Here is a 20,159-nt window from a genome sequence, read left to right as displayed (position 1 = left end):
GCGCCGTCGGAGTGCGCCTTGCGTAGATCCTAAGCGGCGGCTCGCATGAAATTTCCCAGCCCCGCAAAAAGCTCCACCGACCTCAGCCGCGCCTCGATGTCGTGGATCGGCATCGAGATGATCACCTCGTCGGCCTGCGTTTCCTGTAGAAACTCCGTCAGTTTCGCCTCCGCCGTCTTCGGCGAGCCGACCACGGCATAACGCAGCGTGTGTTCGACATTCATCTTTTCCATCGGCGACCAGAAGTCCGCCATATCGGCCACCGGACGCGGGAACGGGCCGCGGACATTGCGGCGCAGATTGACGAACTGCTGCTCTGCGGAGGTGAAATGGTAGCGTGCCTCCTCGTCCGTCGCCGCCACCGCGCCCATCACGCCGACCATCACATGGGGCTTGTCGAGCGTCGCCGAGGGCTGGAAGCGGTCGCGGTAGATCGCGATCGCATCGAGCAGCATGTCGGGCGCGAAATGCGAGGCGAAGGCATAGGGAAGGCCCAGCATGCCGGCAAGCTGGGCACTGTAGAGGCTGGAGCCGAGCAGCCAGATCGGGATATGTGAACCATTGCCGGGAACTGCGAGGATCGCCTGGTTCTCGACCGGCGTATCGAGGAGTTGCTGCAGTTCCACCACGTCGTTCGGGAAGCTGTTTGCGCCGGCCTCGAGGTTACGCCGCAGCGCCTGTGCCGTGCGCATGTCCGTTCCCGGTGCGCGCCCGAGGCCGAGATCGATGCGGCCGGGGAAGAGCGCCTCCAGCGTGCCGAACTGCTCGGCGATGACCAGCGGCGAATGATTGGGCAGCATGATGCCGCCGGAGCCGATGCGGATGCGCTTTGTCGCAGCTCCGACATGGCCGATAACGACTGATGTGGCAGCACTGGCGATCCCCGGCATGCCGTGATGTTCGGCAAGCCAGAAGCGCTTGTAACCGAATTCCTCGGCCTTCACAGCCATCCGCGCCGAGCCCTCGAGGGACTGGCGCACGGTGCTGCCTTCGGCAACGGGGGAAAGGTCGAGTATGGAGAAGGGAACCATGGGAAACCTGCCGGGCAGTTGAACGATGCCGTCTATGTAGGTTCGCGCCCGCACCATTCCAAACCATGCGCGCAAACAAAAAGGCCGCGCGAGCGCGACCCTTCTGCAATGTCACAAGCGATCGTTTATCGGTGACGGCGCAGCACATGTACCTCGGCGATCGGCTGGCGGTGGCCGGGCGGCAGCGTGAAATTGCCGAGCTGGCGGTCCATTTCCAGGGCTTCCGTCGCCAGCCGGTGGATCGCCGCCGTCGTCTCTTCGACCATCGAGGCGTTCTGCTGCGTCATCGCGTCGAGTTCGGCGACGGCGCTATTGATCTCGCGCAGCGTATTGGCCTCCTCGCGGGTCGCACTCATGATCTCGTTGATCTGCCCGTTGATCGCCTCGACATGGGCACCGATACCCGTCAGGGCGACGCCCGCTTTTTCCACAAGGGTAACGCCGCTTTCGACCTCATGCGTCGATTTCTGCAGCAGGCTGGAGATCTCCTTGGCCGCACTCGACGAACGCTGGGCCAACTCACGCACTTCCATCGCGACGACGGCGAAGCCCTTGCCGGATTCACCGGCGCGCGCCGCCTCGACGCCGGCATTGAGCGCCAGGAGGTTAGTCTGGAAGGCGATGTCGTCGATGACGGAGATGATCGTGTTGATCTGGCGCGAGGAGGCCTGGATTGCCTCCATCGCCGCGATCGTCTCGCGCATGATCTGGCCTGAGCCGGTCGTCTCCTTCTTGGCGTCGCGGGCGATGCGCTCGGCCTGCTCGGCTCGCTCGATCTGCCGGCGGACCGACTGTGTGATGGCGCTGATCGCATTCGCCGTCTCGGTGATCGAGCCGGCCTGGCGCTCGGTGCGCCCGGCAAGTTCGTCGGCGCCGGTGCGCATCTCCTCGGAGCCGGCGCGCACCGCCATCGAGTTGCCGCCGATGGCCGTCATGGTTTCGCTGAGCGTCGCCAGCGCCTCGTTGAAATTGACGCGCAGGCTTTCAAGCTCGTTCGGGAAGCGGGTATCGATCTGATAGGCGAGATCGCCGCTCGCCAGATGATGCAGGCCCTCGTCAATCGCCTCGACCACCTGCTGCAGCGTTTTCGCTTCGGCCTCACGCTCGGCCAGATTCTGCTGGCGGTCCTGCTCGGCCTGCAGGCGGGTCTCTTCGCTGGCGGCTTCGAGCTCGCGGCTTTCGATCAGCGAGTGGCGAAAGCGGTCGAGCGCGTTGGCCATCGTGCCGATCTCGTCCTTGCGGTTCAGGCTGCCGATCTCGCTGTCGAGCTTGCCGTCGGCGACATCGCGGGTGACGCCGGCAAGCCGCGCGAGCGGCGAAAACAGCAAGTTGGTGACGAGCCCGGTCGTGATCGCCATGACGACGAGCACGCCGATGCCGATCATCGTCAGCAGGGTGGCGATCTCGATCGAGCCGGCATTGAGCTCGCTCAAGAGCACACTCTCGACCACGAGGAAGCGGTCGCCGCGATAGTCGATGCCGCGGACATAGGCACGAGCCGCACCATCCGCCCGGTCGAAATCGGCAACTGTCATCGCCGAACTGGCAAGCGCGCTCTTGATGAAGGTGAATGGCGTCGCATCGAGCGTCGCAAGCTTGCCGCTTCCGTCGAGCCCGACGGCGGAGCCATCGCCGGAGACGATCGCCGCCCGCGCCGTGCTGCCCTGGACGATGCCCTTGGCGAGGATGCCGGTGACGATCTCGTCGCGCACCTTGAAGAGGATGATGCCCTTGGCCGCCCCAAGCTTGACGATCGGCACGGCATAGAAGATCGCCGACTTGCCGCTGCCGGCATCGACGCGAAGGCCGGAAAAGCCTGTCGGCGCGGCGTCATCGGTCGCTTTGGCGGTATTCTCGATCGCCTTTGCGAAAGCGATGCCGGCGCCGGTCGCCTTCCAGGCGTCCGACTTCAGGTTCTCGGCGAAATCATCTTCCTTCTTGTAGGAATAGAGCACGGTACCCTCGAGATCGACGATCAGCAGATCGCTGAAGGCGGTGTCCTCGAGGTCCCGGGCGACTTCGCCCTGCGTCTTCTCGTGGCTCGAATAATAAAAGCCGCTCGGCCCTTCCGGCTTGATGAGCTTCTCGCGCTGGTCGGCGGGGTTGGGATTGCCTGCTATGAAAACCTTCTTCAGCTCGGCACGGGCATCGCCCGCAGTCTTCTCGATGGTCTTCCAGCCGCTCTTCAGATTGGTGATCGACATCTGCAGCGCCTCGATGCGCGCGATGGAGTTGGCCTGGTTTTCAAGCTGCGTCAGCTGGTCCTGCAGCATGTCGCCGCGAAAGATCAGCACGCTTTCCTTGGCCTTCAGCGCCTGCTCGTCGGAAATGCGGCTGCTGGCGAAATAGGCAAGCACATCGATGACCGCGATCGACAGCACGGTCAGCAGAATGAATGTGGCGATGACCTTAAAGGACAGGGATTGAAATCTCCGAGCCATGTACAACGAACCCCTTCTGAACGCGCCTGCCAAGCGCGGGCACGCAGCGCATGCCTGATCAACTGACCTATAAACACAACATCGGGGGCTTAAATCTTCGCGAAAAGAAGCCCTCTCGTATTCGATGACTAGAATTCGGGCATCTGTTTTAATTCGCGGTAAATGGCAGGGCCGAAATCCGGGAATGTTTTTGTTTTGTTCACATATCAATGGCAGTTATTTCGCAATCGCTATAGGTTGAACCATGCAAAATACGATTCGCATCGTCGGCATCGATCCCGGGCTTCGCCGCACCGGCTGGGGAATCATCGAGACATCAGGCAATTCCCTGCGGTTTGTGGCATCCGGAACCGTGACCTCTGATGGCGATATGGACCTTGCCTCCCGCCTTTGCCAATTGCATGACGGCCTGGCGGAGATCGTCCACAGCTATAAGCCGGATGAGGCCGCCGTCGAACAGACCTTCGTCAACAAGGATGCGGTGGCGACCCTGAAGCTTGGCCAGGCCCGCGGCATTGCCATGCTGGTGCCGGCACGCGCCGGGCTGCCGGTCTCCGAATATGCCCCGAACGCCGTGAAGAAGGCCGTCATCGGCGTCGGCCATGGCGAAAAACAGCAGATCCACATGATGTTGAAGATCCTGATGCCGAAGGTCGAATTCAAGGGCAACGACGCCGCCGACGCCCTGGCGATCGCCATCTGCCATGCGCATAATCGCGGCAGCAACCGGATGCGGCAGGCGCTGGCCGGCTAATCTGTTCTTGACTTGTTCCCATTCGATGATAAGTAATACCTCGGAGGTATTACCATGCGCGTGACGGAAAAAGGCCAGGTGACCATTCCCAAGGACATCCGAGACCGTTTGAAGATCGGCCCCGGATCCGAAGTGGATTTCGTTGCCGATGAAAAGGGTGCCCGCCTCGTTGTCCTATCCAGCAGGATAGAGCCATCACAGGACGATTTTGAATCCTGGCTCGGCAGTATGAGCGGAACCTTCGACACCAGCGGCATGACGACCGATGAATTCATGGAATGGTTGAGGGGACCACGTGACGACCTCAGTCCTCGTTGATACGAACATCTTCATCGATATTTTCGGGCCGGATAATCCTTTCAGGGAATGGTCCGCGCGGGCGTTGAGCGTATTGCGTCCGGATTCGCAATTCATCATGACACCGGTCGTCTGGGCGGAGCTGGCAAGCATGACCCCGCGCGAGGAAACCCTTGCATTTCTCCTGTCGCGGCTAAACCTGATCCGCGAGGCCCTGCCGTTTCCCGCCGCTTACCGGGCCGGCATGGCACATGCGCAGTACCGGAGAAGCGGCGGCCTGCGCGAGCGCACCCTGCCGGATTTTTTCATCGGGGCGCACGCCCTCGTTCGATCGCACCGCCTTCTGACGCGCGATGGCGCGCGCTACCGCTCCTATTTCCCTGAGTTGGACATCATTTCTCCCGAAACGCATCCTTGAGAGACCGCGACCCATGATCGGCAAGCTGAAAGGCACCATAGACGAGATCGGCGAAGACTATGTGCTCGTCGACGTGCACGGCGTCTGCTACGTCGCCCATTGTTCGGCCCGCACCCTATCCAAGCTAGGCTCGACTGGTGAGGCCTGCGTGCTGTTCATCGAGACCTATGTGCGCGAGGATCAGCTGAAGCTCTTCGGTTTCATGACCGCGCTGGAGCGGGAATGGTTCAACCTGCTCCAGAGCGTTCAGGGCGTCGGCGCCAAAGTAGCGCTCGCCGTGCTCTCGACGCTGACCCCAGGCGAACTCGCCAATGCGATCGCCCTGCAGGATCGCACCGCCGTCTCCCGTGCCCCGGGCGTCGGTCCCAAGGTGGCCATGCGCCTCGTCACCGAACTCAAGAACCGGGCGCCGGCCTTTGCCGGGGAAGCGATCAATATCGCCCTCAAGCAGGAACTCGGCGAAGGGGTCGCGGCCGCGCCTGTCGCCGACGCGGTATCCGCGCTGACCAACCTCGGTTACTCCCGCGACCAGGCGGCAAATGCGGTTGCCGCGGCCATGAAGACGGCGGGCGATGGCGCCGACAGCGCCAAGCTGATCAGGTTGGGGCTGAAGGAACTGGCGCGGTGAGCTCCTTGAATATATCGCAATTCCTTACTAAACTCGAATGGTAAGGAGATCCGCATGAATATCTACTACGGTACGATGACATCGAAGGGCCAGACAACAATTCCGGCTGAAGTTCGTGAATTGCTAAATCTGAAGTCCGGCGACAGGATCCGCTACATCAATCGCGATGGCGAAATCATCATGAAAGCCAAAAACAAGCGCGCCATCGACCTTGCAGGCAAATTTCACGATCCGAACCGACCGACGATCACTTTGACACAAATGGACGAGGCGATTGGGGAAGCCATCGCCGATCACGTGATTAGTGCAAGATGATTGCCCTCGACACCAATATTATGCTGCGCTTCCTCCTGAAAGACGATGTCGTCCAGACGGAGAAGGTTACAACGCTCTTCGCGAGCCTGTCCGACACGGCACCCGGCTATATCAGTTGCATCACGCTGATGGAATGCGCGTGGTTCTTGAGGCAACGGATCAAGCTGAAGAGAGAACAGATCATGGAGGCGATTTCGGACTTGTTGGACTCGGCCGACCTGATCCTTGAAGATGAAAGAGTAGTCGAGGAGACGCTCGCAATCATGGTGCGGACGAATGCAGAATTTGCAGATATCTTCATCGCCCTTCGTAATCGTGATGCGGGCTGCGTGACAACCAGGACATTCGATGCCCAAGCCGCAAAAACCATACCTGGAATGGAACTTTTGACATGAGCGAATCCGCCCGCCTAATATCGCCGGAAAAGCGGGGCGAAGACCTTGATATCACGTTGCGCCCGCAATCGCTGGACGAGTTCACCGGCCAGGCGGAAGCGCGCGCCAATCTTAAGGTCTTCATCGAGGCGGCGAAAAACCGCGGCGAAGCGCTGGACCATGTGCTCTTCGTCGGTCCGCCCGGCCTCGGCAAGACGACGCTGGCGCAGATCATGGCCAAAGAGCTCGGCGTCAACTTTCGCTCGACGTCGGGCCCTGTTATTGCCAAGGCTGGCGATCTCGCTGCCCTGCTCACCAATCTCGAGGAGCGCGACGTGCTCTTCATCGACGAGATCCATCGCCTCAATCCGGCCGTCGAGGAAATCCTCTATCCGGCCATGGAAGATTTCCAGCTCGACCTCATCATCGGGGAAGGGCCTGCCGCTCGCTCGGTGAAGATCGACCTGTCGAAATTCACCCTGGTGGCGGCCACCACCCGCCTCGGCCTGTTGACGACGCCGCTGCGCGACCGTTTTGGCATTCCGGTGCGCCTGAGCTTCTATACCGTCGAGGAGCTTGAACTGATCGTGCGCCGCGGCGCGCGGCTGATGAACCTGCCGATCACCGAGGAGGGCGCCCGCGAGATCGCAAGACGCGCCCGCGGCACCCCGCGCATCGCCGGCCGGCTGCTGCGGCGCGTGCGTGACTTCGCCGAGGTGGCAAGGGCGGAAGCCGTCACCCGCGAGATCGCCGACGAGGCACTAACCCGCCTGCTGGTCGACAATGTCGGCTTCGACCAGCTCGACAAACGTTACCTCAACATGATCGCCGTCAATTTCGGCGGCGGCCCGGTCGGCATCGAAACCATTGCCGCCGGCCTGTCCGAGCCGCGTGACGCGATCGAGGACATCATCGAGCCCTATATGATCCAACAGGGTTTCATCCAGCGCACGCCACGCGGCCGTGTTCTGACCGCAATCGCGTGGAAACATCTGGGAATGCAACCACCCAAGGATATGGAGGCTGCGCAGTTCCGGCTGTTCCAGGAGGACAACTGAGTGATCACCCGCCGCGGATTTTTCAAGGTTCTGGGCGGCGGTGTCGCAGGCGTCATGTCGCTCGGTGGTTATGCCTTCGCCTATGAACCGCTCGCGCGGCTCGCCATCACCCGCTATCAGCTGACGCCGCCGGGATGGACCCCGGGGCTCAAACTGCGCGTCGTTGCGCTCGCCGATCTCCACGCCTGCGAACCCTGGATGTCGGCAAGCCGCATTGCCGCGATCTGCCGCACGGCAAATGAACTCGAAGGCGATGTCACCGTCCTGCTCGGCGATTATGCCGCCGGCATGAACATGGTGACGCAGTACGTGCATTCGAGCCAATGGTCGAAGGCGCTCGCCACCTTGCAGGCCCCTCTCGGCGTCCATGCGGTCATGGGCAACCACGATTGGTGGGAGGACAGGACCGCTCAGAAGAACGGCGGAATGGAAACATTTGGACACCGAGCCCTCGCCGACGTCGGCATCCCGGTCTATGGCAACCGCGCCGTTCGACTCGAAAAGGATGGCCGCGGCTTCTGGCTCGCAGGCCTCGAAGATCAACTGGCGCTGCTGCCCGGCCGGAAGTGGGGCCGCACGCAGATGCTCGGCCTCGACGATCTCGATGGAACGATGGCTCAGGTGACGGACGATGCGCCCGTCATTCTGCTCGCCCATGAGCCCGATATCTTTCCCCGCGTGCCGGAGCGCGTGTCGCTGACGCTATCGGGCCACACGCATGGCGGACAGATCCGCCTCCTCGGCCGTTCGCCGGTCGTCCCCTCGCGTTACGGCAACCGCTACGCCTATGGCCATATGATCGAGGAGGGGCGTAATATCATCGTTTCCGGTGGCCTCGGCTGCTCCATCGCACCGGTGCGCTTCGGCGTGCCGCCGGAAATTGTCGTTATCGATCTTGGATAAGTACGGCATGGCCAAGCGTACTCACATCCGCCTGAAGGCGGGCGGTCTGCGTTTCAACTACCGCATCGCCGGCCTCGGCTTTCGTGACGGGCACGTGCTCGTTCATCGCGCCGTGCATGAACCCTTTTGGACTTTTCCGGGCGGTCGGGCAGAAATCGGCGAAACGTCGGAAGAGACGCTGAAGCGCGAAATGGTGGAGGAACTGGGCGTTGAGGTGATCGTCCACCGCCTGCTGTGGATGGTCGAGAATTTCTTCCACTATGAAAAGCGCGACTGGCATGAACTCGGCTTCTATTACCTGATGGAAATCCCGCCGGAATTCCCCTTCAAACCGGGCGAGATCATCCATCGGGTCGAGGACGGCGACAATCATCTCGAATTCAAATGGGTGCCGGCGACGCGCAAGGCCTTGATCGAACTCGACATCCCACCCTATTTCATCGCCGATGAAATCGAGGTACTGCCCGTTGCAGCACGTCATCTCGTCTGGCGCGACGGCAATCTCGATAAAAAGAACTGACGGAAACCCCTTCCAAAAGAGCTTGATGAGGAGAAGCCCGATGCCGACCTTCGATCCCACGAGGGCGTTTCGCAAACTCGCCTATAACAACGCCCTTGCCAACCATCGTCTGCTTCAGGGCTGCGCGACTTTGAAGGCCGGCGAATTCGAAGCGCCGCGCACGAGCTTCTTCCCCTCGATCAAGGAAACCTTGAACCACATCATCACCGTCGACTGGTTCTATGTCGACGGTCTGGAAGGCGGCACTCTCGGGCTCAAGGCCTTCGAGGTCGACGAGCCGTTCGACGATCTCGCATCGCTGGCCGCAGCGCAGGCGAGGGTCGATCAGCGGCTGACGACGCTTTGCGAGGCTCTGACGCCGGAAAGGCTGGTCTCCACCGTCAGCCTCCACCGCGGCGCCCGCATCCAGCAGGAGCGGATGGAAGACGTGCTTAGCCATCTCTTCCAGCATCAGACCCATCATCGCGGCCAGGTGCATGCGATGCTCTCCGGCACCAGTGTCGCCCCGCCGCAGCTCGACGAATTCATCGTCGCTGACGATGCGAGGTTTCGCAGCCGGGAACTTACAGATCTCGGTTGGAACGAAGAGACGATGATGCGCTAGCGCGTCCTATCGGGCGCACGGCGCTTTAGTCCTGCAGCCGTCTCTTCAGCCCGTCGATGATCGTCTTGGTGAGAAGGTCATAATTCTCGTCGAAATGATGGTCGCCGGGCAGTTCGATGACCTCGGCGCCGCTATCCTTCAGCGCCGGACAGGCGACATCGTCATCGTCGTCCTTGCCGTAGATGCATTGCACGAGCTTCGGATCGATGTTCTTCAGATCGCCGACAGGATCGCCTCCCGCCCCTTCCGTCTTCCGGCCGAGCCAGCCGAGAACAGAGATGACGTAGTCGACTTGGTGCGAAAGCGACAGCAGCGACAATTGCGCCACCGCCGACTTTTCGGCTGGCTTGAGGAGCTGGTAGGTGGCGGGCACGACATCGGCGCCGAAGGAATAACCGACGAGCAGCACGTGCTTCACCTTCCACTGCTTGCGATAGAAATCGATGATCTTCGAAAGATCGGCGGCGGTCTCCTCCGGCTTGCGCTCCGACCAGAAATAATGGAGCGAATCGACGCCGACGACCGGAATACCTTCCTTCTGCAGCGTGCCGCCGACTTCCTTGTCGATGTCGCGCCAGCCGCCGTCGCCGGAATAAATTACCGCCATCGTGTCGAGGGCGGGCGTCGCCTCGAGCACCGCCAGCGGCAGGCCAAGCGGGTTGCCGAAGGCGCCGGAGGCGGTGACGAGATCGTCGAGCGTATCGGCAAACGCCGTCTGCGCATCGTCGGTGGAATCGCGGATCTCGATCTCGTCATGGGCCTTCTTCAGCGCCTCGGTATGCGCCCGGCCATCCTTGTTGGCATCAGGCGTGAAGACTGTAATGATCGGGTCCGGCAGGACGCCGTCGCTGAGGCCATAGATGGTGCGTTCGCCAACCACCTGCTTGGACGCCGGCGTGCAAAGCTCCTTGGCAAGCGGAATGCCGGCGACAGGATTAACGGCAAGTGTCTGGCCGATCGTCGCATCCGGCGTTTGCGCGGCGATCGCCAGCGCCAAGGCCCCGCCCTCGCCGATGCCGGCGACGATCGGCAGGTGATAGGCGTTGTTGCCGGTCGCGCGCTGCACCTGCTGGCTCAGCGATTCGATGTCCGAGACCATATAGACGCAGCCGTCGTTAAGGCTGACGTCATACTGGTTGAGCGCCTGGATATAGGATGGAAAGTCAACGCCGATGACGACGGCACCTTCGGCGACCAACCTGTCGGCTTCGCCCTTCTCATAGTCGCCCCAGCCGGCCGCATCCGAGATCAGCATCACAGTGCCCTTCACCTCCCCTTCCGGCAGGAAGATGTGCGGCGACGGAATGAGCCCGGTTTCGAAGCTCTGCGTGGTCTCCTCGGCAGCGGTCGCCGGTGCGGCCGCGAGCATGCAGGCGCATGCCGTGGCAAGAAGGATTGTCCTGATCATTTTCTCACTACCCCTTTCAATCCGCCCCCAATCAGAAATGTCGCGTCCATCAACGCGATCATCGGATTGCCCCCTCCTGAGATCGCAAGATAGCGCGGTTGCCAGTGCGGATGAAACTTGGATTTGAATGCCCGAAGGCCTTTGAAGTTATAGAAGCGCTCGCCGTGTTCGAAGACGGTGCTGCCGATGCGGTCCCAGACGGGTGCCGCCTCGCGTTTCGACATGCCGGAGAGAGGTGCCATGCCGAGATTGAAGTGGGTGAAACCCTGCCCGCGCAGATATTCCATGATCTGCACGAAGAGAAAGTCCATCGAGCCCTTGGGCGCGTCCGGCGAGAAGCGCATGAGATCGATCGTGCCCTCCTGCCTGGATTCGGTCACGAGGATATTGGCGAAGGCGACGATCCGGCCGTCCTTTTTCAGGATGCCGACCGGCTGCGACGAAACGTAATCGGAATCGAAGGCGCCGAGCGAGAAGCCCTTTTCCTTGGCATTGTGATGCTCGAGCCAGGCCGTCGAAACCGCGGCTAAATCATCGATGACCGAAGACACGTCCTGCGGTTCGACGACGGCGAATTCCAGCCCGTCGCGCTGGGCGCGGCTTGCCGTCTGGCGAAGGTTCGCCCATTTGCCGCCCTTCATCTCGAAGGCCCTGAGATCGGCCACCGCCAGTTCGCCGAGCTTGAAGGCGCGCAGGCCGGCATCGGCGCAATGGGACAGCAGCGCCGGTGAGATCTGGTAGAACACGGCCCGGCAGCCGGCGGCGCGCGCCGCTTCGACGAAACGCCAGACGAGTTCCTGCACGGCGCGATGATCGCCGACCGGATCGAACAGCGCGATCCAGGAGCGGCCCTGCCGGCCATACATGATGAATGCATCGCCGTTTTCCGAGAACATGATGCTCTTGTCGCCCATGCGCACCAGATTGGCGTCGGCATTACCCTGCTTCATGACGATCTCGACGGCACGCGCCAGCGCCTCATCCGTCGCCTGCTCCGGCCGGAAGCTCGCCGGCCGGAGCAGGCTGAAAACGGCGATCGCCGACGAGATGATGGTGATGCCGAGCACGGCGCGCAGCCCGCGCGGCGCCTCGGCGGTGAATTCGAACTGCCACCAGAGCTGGTTGCTGTATTCGACGTCGCGATAGACGAAGAGCAGGATGACGACGGCGCCGACGACGATCACCGCGATCGCCATCAGCCAGGACGCCGTCAGCGCCTGATTGAGCAGCGAGGCCTGGCGGGTAAAGAGCCGGCGGCTGACGAAGAGCCCGAAGATGAGGAAGGCGAGAAAAGCGGCTTCGACGAGCGCGATCGCCTTCAGCAGCGACAAAGTCAAGGCGGCAAGCGCCGAGAACACGGCCACCCACCAGGCGCCGTCGAGCCGCTGGCCGAGACCGCGCGCAGCGACGACGAGTGCCAGCCCCAGCAGGCTGGAGAGGAAATGCGCTCCTTCGACCATCGGCAGCGGCAGATAGTTGGAGAGGAATTCGAGGTTCTGGTCCGGCGTCGGCGTGACGCTTGAAAACACCAGCATGACGCCGAGCAGCAGTGCGAGAGCCGACAACAGCTGCGGCATCAGCCGTCCGCCGATGCGCCGCATGCTGGAGGCGGCGGGATGATCGACGAAACGACGCAGCTCCGCCGCCGAGACCGCGAGCACGGCGATCAGCAGCGGCAACACATGGTAGACCAGCCGGTAGAGCACCAGTGATCCGAGCACGGCATCGATGTTTACCGCGCTGCCGAGCGACGCGATGATCACGGTCTCGAACACGCCGAGCCCGGCCGGAACGTGACTGAGCACGCCGAGACCGACGGCGATCGCATAGACGGCGAGGAAGACCGGCCAGCCGATGGCCGTCTGCGGCAGCAGCACATAGAGTACCGACGCCGAGGCGGCGATATCGAAGGCGGTGACGAGAAACTGCCGCGACCAGGTACGCGAATCCGGCAGGCGGATTGCCACGGGCCCAAGATCGAGCACGCGCCCGTCACGGCCGATAATCATCACCGCGCCCAGAATGGCGACGATCGAACCGGCGATCAGCCGCAGGAGGAAGGCGCTGACCCCGATCAGCGGGCCGATCTCGTCGGCGATGACGATGAGGGCGATTGCCGCAACGCCCGCAAGCCCCAATCCGAAGGACAGCGTGACGAAGGCGATGATGCGGCCGATATCCTCCGGCGAGAGCCCGAGGCGGGTATAGGCGCGATAGCGGATCGCACCACCCGAGAGCGCGCCGAAACCGGCTGTATTGCCGACGGCATAGGCACTGAACGCCGTCAGCGCCACATGCGGAAAGGGCAGCTTCTTGCCGATATATTCGATGGCGTTGAGATCGTAGAAGATCAGTGCGAGGAAGCTGAGCGCCGTGAAGAACAACGCAAGCAGGATCGCGCTCGGCCTGGTGGCGGCCAGCGCACCGACGACGTCGTCATAGCGCACCTCGTTGGTGAGCTGCATGATCGCGTAACCGACGAGGCAGAAGACCACCAGTGACGCGGCTGCCAACAGCGGCGTTCTGTACCGTCTGAATAGCCCACCAAAAGAAAACCCGCCCGTTTCTTCCATCTCTTCCAAATTGCCGTGCCCCGACATTCTCGTACCCTGCTGTAACTGCCAGCTTGGCGGGAATCATTTCAGATGACGTAACATGAGAGGCATATAAGCTCTATGAAGCCATGCCGCCGCTACCCCAGCCCCGCCGCCTGCGCCTCAATCATCCTCAATTGGGGCGAATTTGCGCAGCCGGGCGTCGCAGCACATTGCATTTTCGTAAGCTTCGGCAGAGCCTTGCGCTCGATCGAGAGTTGAGACGCGGGAGAAAGGTTCGATATGCAGGATGGTTCGGCCTTCGTGATGCTTGCCCTCGGCCGCCTGCTGCTCGGCGGCCTCTATGTCGCTGGCGGCATTCAACATTTTTTCGTCATCGTGCCGCTGACCGAGGCGATCGAAGCCCGCGGCGTTCCTTTTGCGAAATGGGTGCTGGTCTTGGGCAGCATGTTCCAGATCGTCGCCGGCATCCTGCTGATGCTCGGCCTGTTCGTCGCGGCAGCGGCATTCGGTCTCATCGTCTTCACGTTGGCCGCCACCGTCATGTTGCTGAATTTCTGGGACATGCAGGGAACGGCGCGCGACAGCGCTATCAATACATGGAAAACCAACATGGCGATCATCGGCGGCCTGCTGATCGCAGCCGCCAGCGCGATGTGAGGCGGTTCATGCCGCCGGCTCGCTGCTCGCCCGCGCATGCGCGGCGTAGCGCGCGACGGCAGCATCCACCTCCGCGTCGCGGTCGCCCGCCACCTGCACCGTCGGCACGGCGAATTCGATACCGTTTTCCTGGAAGGCATTGCGGATCATCGCCAGCGCATTGCGGCGGATGACGAATTGCTCGCCGGGCTTGGTCATCATCGACAGCCGGATTTCGATGGCGAATTCGCCGAACTGCTCGACACCCTTCATCTTCAGCGTCTCGATGATATGAGGGCCGAATTCCGGATTTTCGAGCAGAGTCTGGCCGATCTGCTTGATCACCTTCTTCGCCTTGACGAGATCGGTGTCGTATTTGACGTTGAGGCTGATCTTGTCGATCGTCCAGTCGCGATTGAGGTTCTTCACCGCGCCGAGTTCGCCGAACGGCACCGTCGTCAGCGGCCCGCGATGATGCCTGAGCTTCACCGAGCGCAGGCTGAAGGCCTCGACCACGCCCTTGTGGCTGCCGCTTTCGATATATTCGCCGATACGGAAGGCATCGTCCCAGAGATAGAACATGCCGCTGATGACGTCCTTGACGATCGTCTGCGCGCCGAAACCGACCGCGACGCCGACGACACCGGCGCCGGCGATCAGCGGCCCGATCTCGATACCAAGGCCGGAGAGCACCATCAGAACGGCGATGACGACAATGACGACGGCAAGGATATTGCGGAAGATCGGCAACAGCGTCTGTATCCGCGCGCGCTTGGCCTTCTCCTCATCCGTTGCTGCGCCATCCACGGATGAATCAACCAGCTTGCCGTCGATATAGGCCTTGATGACGTGCCAGAGCAGATCGGCGGCAAGCAGGATGACGATGCCGCCGATCACGCCGCGCGCGATCTTGTCGATCATCGTTTCGCCGGCGGCCATCGTATCGGCGCCGACGCCGAGCATATGCCCAAGCCAGATGGCGGCAACGGCAATGATCAGCGCCCGCACGCCGCGGTCGAGCAGCACGGCTGTAATGCGGCGCGTGGCAAGGAAGCTCGCTTCGGTCTGCTGCAGCGATTTTACCGCAATCGTCGAGACGGCAAGCACGCGCGGCAGCAGCAACACGTAAATGCCGAGCCAGAGCAGCCAGTTGAAGCCTGCGACCCAAAGGCTCCAGAGCACCAGGAAATAGACGGTGAGTGCCCAGGATGTCCCGTGACCACGCTTCTCGTCCTTGTGCGGCCGCGACCAGACCGCCTCGATCGCGATCAGCAGCAGGCCAATGCCGAGGATATAGCCGACGAGGAGCCGCACGCTTGAGGAATAACCGAGCGGCTCCATCGACTGGATCACCGCCCATCCAAAAATGAAATAGATGACGAAAGTCGCACAGCGCCGATACCAGAAGAATGCGACGTCACGCGCCGGCATGATCGGAGCGTTGATCTCCTGCCGTTCTTCCTCGGCTCGCGCCAGCCCGATGAGATCGACCAGCACGCCTCCGAGGCAGATGGTGAAACGCTGGACCACGAGCGCGACAACGCAAACGATCGCGATGCTCTGGCTGATCGGCGGCCAGCTGACGCTGAGAAGAGCAAGTGCCGTCGTCATGGCGAAGATCAGCGCCGGGATGACGCGCGGGGCGAGATGCATGCCTGCCATCTGCGCCGCCTGGCGACGGCGGCGGAAGGCATAGCGGGCAATGCGCTCGACGATGGTGCCGAGCAGGAAAATCGCCAGAAACTGCGCCACCATGCGCGGCCAGCCGGCGGCGGCGATCTCGCCGAAAAGCAGCGAAGAAGCATGGCCGACCTGCGAGGGCAGTGTCATCGCTGCATCGGAGACCATCGAGACGTGCCGGCGGGCATGCTGGAGCAGACCTGACAATACCGACATCTGGTCGCCGGCCGCCGAATCGCTCGCGGGCGCCGCCGCCATCTGCGTCGACATCCATTGTTTGACCTGAGGAGTCTGCATCAGTTCCATCATCTGACGCACCTCGGCCGGCGGGGCCGCCGCGGCCGGCACTTGCGCCGGCGGAGTCTGGGCAAAGCCAGGCGAAACCGCCGATAAAAGCGCAAGCAATGCCAGTATGCCGAATATGACGGCCTTCAAGCCCCCCGCCATGCCACGCTCCATGACCGCCTCCAATGAAATGTCGGTCGCTTGTGCAAAGCAGCGCCGACATTTTGCAATGGATACTCGCGACCGTTGCCGCCAGCAAGCCGTAGGAAGACCATACCGATGGCTAGGAAAGGTCAACGTCGCCGCCGCCTCGAAACGAAGCGTACGCTCGTTATTTCAGGATGACGGCTTTGTCGGAACTGTGAGTGAAGTCGCTCGCCTTCAGGATTTCGCGGCCGGTTTTTCTACGTGACCGCCGAAGCCCGCGCGCATCGCCGACAACACCTTGTTGGCGAATTCGTCATTGTCGCGCGAGGAGAAGCGACCGTAGAGCGCAGCGCTCAGCACCGGCGTCGGCACGCTCTCGTCGATTGCTGCCATGATCGTCCAGCGGCCTTCGCCGCTGTCCGAGACGCGGCCGGCATATTTCGAAAGTGCAGGATCGGCATGCAGCGCATCGGCCGTGAGATCGAGCAGCCAGGAGGTGATCACGCTGCCGCGGCGCCAGACTTCGGCGACATCCTGCAGGTTGAAATCATACTGGAAATGTTCCGGATGGGCGAGCGGCGCGGTCTCCGCATCGGCCTCGTGCGAGGCGGCGCCGATATTGGCATGTTTCAGAATATTGATACCTTCGGCATAGGCGGCCATCAGGCCGTATTCGATGCCGTTATGCACCATCTTGACGAAATGACCGGCACCATGCGGGCCGCAATGCAGGTAACCCTGTTCCGCTGTGCTGACCGCAGCCGCTTCGGCGCTCCGGTTCGGCGAGGCTTCGGTCTTGCCGGCGCCGGGCGCCAGCGTCGCGAAGATCGGGGAAAGGTGTTCGACGATGCCCTTCTCGCCGCCGATCATCAGGCAATAACCGCGCTCGAGGCCAAAGACGCCGCCGCTGGTGCCGACGTCGACATAATGGATGCCCTTGGTGATAAGGTCGGCGCCGCGGCGGATATCGTCGTGATAATAGGAGTTGCCGCCGTCGATGACGATATCGCCGTTCTCAAGCAGCGGCACCAGGCTCGCCAGCACCTTGTCGACGATCGCCGCCGGCAGCATCAGCCAGATCGCGCGCGGATGGGAGAGCTTCGAGACGAATTCCGCGAGCGAAGCACTGCCGGTGGCCCCGAGGCCTGCGAGCTCGGCAACGCTTTCCGGCCTGGCGTCGTAGACGACGCATTCGTGACCGCCTCGCATCAAGCGCTGGACCATATAATTGCCCATGCGGCCCAAACCAACCATGCCAAGCTGCATAATGAATCTCCTGGAAACCGAAATGAAGTATCGAATCCGGAAATTAGCACCCGCAGTGTGACAGGCAAGCGAAGTCTCGGTGATATTGGCGAATGCGACGATTGCGCCACCGATCGTCTTGACACCGACGCACTCGTTCAAACATCAGGCGCGCTGGCCGGCTCACCCTTCATTTCGCTGAGGAACATGCCTTCTCGCAGATTGATGCCGTATTCGACGAAGGCCTTCATGCAGCAAAGCATCTGCGTCCAGCCTTCGCAATTGAGATAGGTGCCGCGCCGGCCGGCATCGTCTTCACGCCAGCCGGTCTCGGCGATGGTCACCAGCGTGCCGCCGTCTTCCAGCGGCTTGAAGTTCATCTCCACCAGCGTCTTATAGGTCGCCTTGTCTTCGCCGGTGCCGCCATCCCAGCGCAGCACGATGCGGCTTTCCGGCACGAGTTCGACGACCTCGACCGGCGCGTCCTTCCACCAGGTCACCGTCGTGCCCTTCACGAGCGGTGCGCTCGCTCCGCCGATCGTGGTGAAATAGCTGCTGAGCTTCTTCGGGTTGACGACGGCATCGAACACCTCTGCAACGGGGCGGCCGACACGGCCGGAAATGCGGATTCCGAGAGACATGACACTTCTCCTCTTCTCCAGTGTGTCTGTTCCATTGTCCTTGGCGCCATTATGTTATAAAAATATAACATGTCAAGCGAATCAACCGACGATCCCGTTTTCAAGGCGCTGGCGCATCATCGCCGCCGCGAAATCCTCGATCTGCTCAAGGATGGCCCCCGAACCACGGGGACCCTTTGCGAGATGTTTCCGCAGATGGATCGCTGTACGGTGATGCAGCATCTGAAGGTGCTGGAAGAGGCTGACCTGGTCATCGCCAGGAAGGAAGGCCGCGAACGCTGGAACCACCTGAACAGCCTGCCGATCAAGCACATCTATGACCGCTGGATCAGCAATTATGCCGGCCATTCCCTGTCAATTCTCGACCGGCTGAAAGGCGACCTCGAGGGCCAGCCCGAATAATGATCCAGCCGCCCAACAGCTTGCCGGCCGGCCAGCCGAAGCCTTATGCTGGCCAAAACGGCACGGGATCAGGCAGATGACGATATCGGGCGCCGGCATACGCCGCATGCGGCTGCTGCGCAGCATGAAGCAGGAACACCTCGCCGAACTCCTCGGCGTCAACCAGACGACCGTCTCACGCTGGGAACGCGATCAACTCGCTCTCTCGCCCGAGCAGTCCATCAAGCTGGAACGGATTTTCGCCTCACCGCAATATGCAGCAGTCGATACGGCGCTGAAACGGCTGGTCGAGGATTCCGTCCGGCCGGTGCATCTGATCTGCGACCGCACCCACCGGCTGCTCTCCGCCTCCCGCCCGCGGCAGGCAGAGTGGCGGGCGCCGCTCGGCGCCTTTCTCGGCCGCTCCCTATTCTCTTATGCATCCGCCGAAATCGCCGCCGCCGAGCAGTCGCTGGAGGAGCGCGGCTGGCATGAGGGCAGGCTCTCGTCGTTGACCCTCGATACCGGCGCCAACGGCAATGCGCTGCTGCCGATCGTCGCCGGCCGCGTGACCTGGGAACGGATCATGCTTTCCGATGGCAGCGCCGGCCGCCTTGTTACGACCATCGGCTGAGCCTCAAGCTTTCCTGCACGCCCATGCATAATTTATGCGTTGTCTGAAAACCTTAGTCTTTATAGCGTCCGCCGCCGAACGGTCAGGAGACGATGTGATGACGATACTGGTGACGGGAAGTGCCGGCCATCTCGGCGAGGCGCTGATGCGGACCTTGAGGGCGGAAAGCCGCTGGGTGCGCGGCATCGATATCAAGCCCTCGGCTTTTACCGACATGGTCGGCTCGATCGGTGATCGCGCCTTCGTCCGGCAGGCGATGTCAGGCATCAGCCACGTCATCCATGCCGCGACGCTGCACAAACCGCATGTGGCAACCCACGACAATTACGATTTCCTCGACACCAATGTCGCCGGCACCCTCAACCTGCTCGAAGAGGCGGTCACTGCCAACGTTGCAAGCTTCGTCTTCACCAGCACCACCAGCACCTTCGGTGCGGCATTGACGCCGGCTGCCGGCGAACCGGCGGCATGGGTGACCGAGGACGTGCTTCCCGTCGCGAAAAACATCTACGGCGTGACGAAACTCGCCGCCGAAGGTCTGTGCGAACTCTTCGCCCGCAAGTCCGGCCTGCCGGTCGCCATTCTCAGGACGTCGCGTTTCTTTCCCGACAATGACGACGATCCTGACATTCGCAACGGCTATTCGGCAGAGAACGCCCAGGCCAACGAGCTTCTTCACCGCCGCGTCGATATCAGCGACGTGGTCGGCGCCCATCTGCTGGCGCTCGAAAAGGCGCCGGCAATCGGCTTTGGCCGCTACATCATCTCCGCCACGACGCCGTTTTCGGCGAGCGATCTTGCCGCAATCCGGCGCGACGCGCCTCACGTCGTCGAACGACTGTTCCCGGGTGCAGGCGCCCTTTACGCATCCCGCAGCTGGAAGATGTTTCCTTCGCTCGACCGTGTCTATGTCAACGAACGCGCAAGGCGGGAACTCGGCTGGCAGCCGCGATATGATTTCCGTTTCGTGCTCGATTGCCTGCGCGACAACAGGGAATGGCGAAGCCCTTTGGCGCTGAATGTCGGCTCCAAGGGCTACCACGATGAGGTCTTCGCCGAAGGGCCTTACCCGGTCGGATAGAGCAGCGAGCTGGAATGCGGACACGCGAAAGCCCGACTTCATCTCCAGCATGACGCTTTCGCTGAGAAGTGTCATCCAGATATCACGATCCCGTCATAGACCGTCTGCCGGGGATATGGG

Annotated in this window: 21 protein-coding genes; 14 read left to right on the top strand and 7 right to left on the bottom strand. The window is 61.8% G+C overall.

The window, feature by feature from the left end:
- Window positions 1-29: 29 nt before the first annotated feature.
- Both OLZ32_RS07205 and OLZ32_RS07200 read right to left on the bottom strand, forming a co-directional pair.
- A complete protein-coding gene (locus OLZ32_RS07205; RefSeq protein ID WP_003542746.1) occupies window positions 30-1,031 on the bottom strand; it encodes an LLM class flavin-dependent oxidoreductase in 1,002 nt (333 codons plus the stop codon).
- A 125-nt stretch (window positions 1,032-1,156) separates the two neighbouring features.
- Window positions 1,157-3,472, bottom strand: a complete 2,316-nt coding sequence (locus OLZ32_RS07200; protein WP_264420346.1) for a methyl-accepting chemotaxis protein — start codon at window positions 3,470-3,472, stop codon at window positions 1,157-1,159.
- A 244-nt stretch (window positions 3,473-3,716) separates the two neighbouring features.
- On the opposite strand from OLZ32_RS07200, the gene ruvC reads away from it, so the two are divergent.
- Genes ruvC through OLZ32_RS07150 form a run of 10 tightly spaced genes read left to right on the top strand, consistent with a single transcriptional unit; the run spans window position 3,717 to window position 9,343 of the window.
- The gene (ruvC, locus tag OLZ32_RS07195; protein ID WP_003542749.1) at window positions 3,717-4,226 is read left to right on the top strand and encodes a crossover junction endodeoxyribonuclease RuvC; all 510 of its coding nucleotides are present in this window, start codon (window positions 3,717-3,719) and stop codon (window positions 4,224-4,226) included.
- Window positions 4,227-4,280: 54 nt separating this feature from the next.
- Window positions 4,281-4,544, top strand: a complete 264-nt coding sequence (locus OLZ32_RS07190) for an AbrB/MazE/SpoVT family DNA-binding domain-containing protein (RefSeq protein ID WP_003542750.1) — start codon at window positions 4,281-4,283, stop codon at window positions 4,542-4,544.
- Window positions 4,522-4,941 carry a type II toxin-antitoxin system VapC family toxin gene (locus tag OLZ32_RS07185; RefSeq protein WP_003542752.1) on the top strand — a complete coding sequence of 140 codons (420 nt, stop codon included), beginning with the start codon at window positions 4,522-4,524 and terminating at the stop codon, window positions 4,939-4,941. Before OLZ32_RS07190 ends, OLZ32_RS07185 begins: the two co-directional genes overlap by 23 nt.
- Before the next feature lie 13 nt (window positions 4,942-4,954).
- The gene (ruvA, locus tag OLZ32_RS07180) at window positions 4,955-5,569 is read left to right on the top strand and encodes a Holliday junction branch migration protein RuvA (protein WP_003542753.1); all 615 of its coding nucleotides are present in this window, start codon (window positions 4,955-4,957) and stop codon (window positions 5,567-5,569) included.
- A 54-nt stretch (window positions 5,570-5,623) separates the two neighbouring features.
- Window positions 5,624-5,884, top strand: a complete 261-nt coding sequence (locus OLZ32_RS07175) for an AbrB/MazE/SpoVT family DNA-binding domain-containing protein (RefSeq protein WP_003542754.1) — start codon at window positions 5,624-5,626, stop codon at window positions 5,882-5,884.
- The gene (locus OLZ32_RS07170; RefSeq protein ID WP_264398402.1) at window positions 5,881-6,279 is read left to right on the top strand and encodes a PIN domain-containing protein; all 399 of its coding nucleotides are present in this window, start codon (window positions 5,881-5,883) and stop codon (window positions 6,277-6,279) included. The genes OLZ32_RS07175 and OLZ32_RS07170 overlap by 4 nt, the downstream gene beginning before the upstream one ends.
- Complete coding sequence (gene ruvB, locus OLZ32_RS07165) at window positions 6,276-7,316, top strand: Holliday junction branch migration DNA helicase RuvB (RefSeq protein WP_017968121.1); 1,041 nt, start codon at window positions 6,276-6,278, stop codon at window positions 7,314-7,316. Before OLZ32_RS07170 ends, ruvB begins: the two co-directional genes overlap by 4 nt.
- Window positions 7,317-8,219: a metallophosphoesterase gene (locus OLZ32_RS07160; RefSeq protein WP_264398403.1), complete on the top strand. Its 903-nt coding sequence runs from the start codon at window positions 7,317-7,319 to the stop codon at window positions 8,217-8,219.
- A gap of 7 nt (window positions 8,220-8,226) precedes the next feature.
- A complete protein-coding gene (locus OLZ32_RS07155; protein ID WP_003542759.1) occupies window positions 8,227-8,739 on the top strand; it encodes an NUDIX hydrolase in 513 nt (170 codons plus the stop codon).
- 40 nt (window positions 8,740-8,779) lie between these two features.
- Window positions 8,780-9,343, top strand: coding sequence for a DinB family protein (locus tag OLZ32_RS07150; RefSeq protein ID WP_264398404.1), 564 nt, complete (start codon window positions 8,780-8,782; stop codon window positions 9,341-9,343).
- Between the two features lie 25 nt (window positions 9,344-9,368).
- On the opposite strand, the gene OLZ32_RS07145 is transcribed toward OLZ32_RS07150, so the two are convergent.
- Both OLZ32_RS07145 and mprF read right to left on the bottom strand, forming a co-directional pair.
- Window positions 9,369-10,751, bottom strand: a complete 1,383-nt coding sequence (locus OLZ32_RS07145; protein ID WP_264420344.1) for a virulence factor family protein — start codon at window positions 10,749-10,751, stop codon at window positions 9,369-9,371.
- Window positions 10,748-13,351: a bifunctional lysylphosphatidylglycerol flippase/synthetase MprF gene (mprF, locus tag OLZ32_RS07140; RefSeq protein ID WP_003542766.1), complete on the bottom strand. Its 2,604-nt coding sequence runs from the start codon at window positions 13,349-13,351 to the stop codon at window positions 10,748-10,750. Before mprF ends, OLZ32_RS07145 begins: the two co-directional genes overlap by 4 nt.
- 237 nt (window positions 13,352-13,588) lie before the next feature.
- Here mprF and OLZ32_RS07135 point away from each other — a divergent pair, with 237 nt between their 5' ends.
- Window positions 13,589-13,966: a DoxX family protein gene (locus OLZ32_RS07135; protein ID WP_003542769.1), complete on the top strand. Its 378-nt coding sequence runs from the start codon at window positions 13,589-13,591 to the stop codon at window positions 13,964-13,966.
- A 6-nt stretch (window positions 13,967-13,972) separates the two neighbouring features.
- Here OLZ32_RS07135 and OLZ32_RS07130 read toward each other — a convergent pair whose 3' ends face one another.
- The 3 genes from OLZ32_RS07130 to OLZ32_RS07120 all read right to left on the bottom strand — a co-directional run bounded on the left by OLZ32_RS07130 (window position 13,973) and on the right by OLZ32_RS07120 (window position 17,943).
- The gene (locus OLZ32_RS07130; RefSeq protein ID WP_264420342.1) at window positions 13,973-16,084 is read right to left on the bottom strand and encodes a mechanosensitive ion channel family protein; all 2,112 of its coding nucleotides are present in this window, start codon (window positions 16,082-16,084) and stop codon (window positions 13,973-13,975) included.
- A gap of 207 nt (window positions 16,085-16,291) precedes the next feature.
- The gene (gnd, locus tag OLZ32_RS07125) at window positions 16,292-17,323 is read right to left on the bottom strand and encodes a phosphogluconate dehydrogenase (NAD(+)-dependent, decarboxylating) (RefSeq protein ID WP_017989351.1); all 1,032 of its coding nucleotides are present in this window, start codon (window positions 17,321-17,323) and stop codon (window positions 16,292-16,294) included.
- A 137-nt stretch (window positions 17,324-17,460) separates the two neighbouring features.
- Entirely contained in the window at window positions 17,461-17,943 is a 483-nt protein-coding gene (locus OLZ32_RS07120; RefSeq protein WP_003542772.1) for an SRPBCC domain-containing protein, read from the bottom strand.
- Between the two features lie 69 nt (window positions 17,944-18,012).
- On the opposite strand from OLZ32_RS07120, the gene OLZ32_RS07115 reads away from it, so the two are divergent.
- The 3 genes from OLZ32_RS07115 (at window position 18,013) to OLZ32_RS07105 (ending at window position 20,039) form a co-directional block, all read left to right on the top strand.
- Window positions 18,013-18,345 (top strand): ArsR/SmtB family transcription factor, encoded by a 333-nt coding sequence (locus tag OLZ32_RS07115; RefSeq protein WP_017989352.1) that lies wholly within the window; start codon window positions 18,013-18,015, stop codon window positions 18,343-18,345.
- A 76-nt stretch (window positions 18,346-18,421) separates the two neighbouring features.
- Window positions 18,422-18,958 (top strand): helix-turn-helix domain-containing protein, encoded by a 537-nt coding sequence (locus tag OLZ32_RS07110; RefSeq protein ID WP_264420340.1) that lies wholly within the window; start codon window positions 18,422-18,424, stop codon window positions 18,956-18,958.
- Between the two features lie 97 nt (window positions 18,959-19,055).
- Window positions 19,056-20,039, top strand: a complete 984-nt coding sequence (locus tag OLZ32_RS07105; RefSeq protein ID WP_264420339.1) for an NAD-dependent epimerase/dehydratase family protein — start codon at window positions 19,056-19,058, stop codon at window positions 20,037-20,039.
- Window positions 20,040-20,159: the final 120 nt, after the last annotated feature.

It is taken from the genome of Rhizobium acaciae (genome assembly GCF_025941625.1).
GTDB classification, from domain to species: domain Bacteria; phylum Pseudomonadota; class Alphaproteobacteria; order Rhizobiales; family Rhizobiaceae; genus Rhizobium; species Rhizobium acaciae.
Note: the sequence above shows the minus strand (reverse complement) of the source record. Positions and strands in the feature narration are given on the sequence as shown.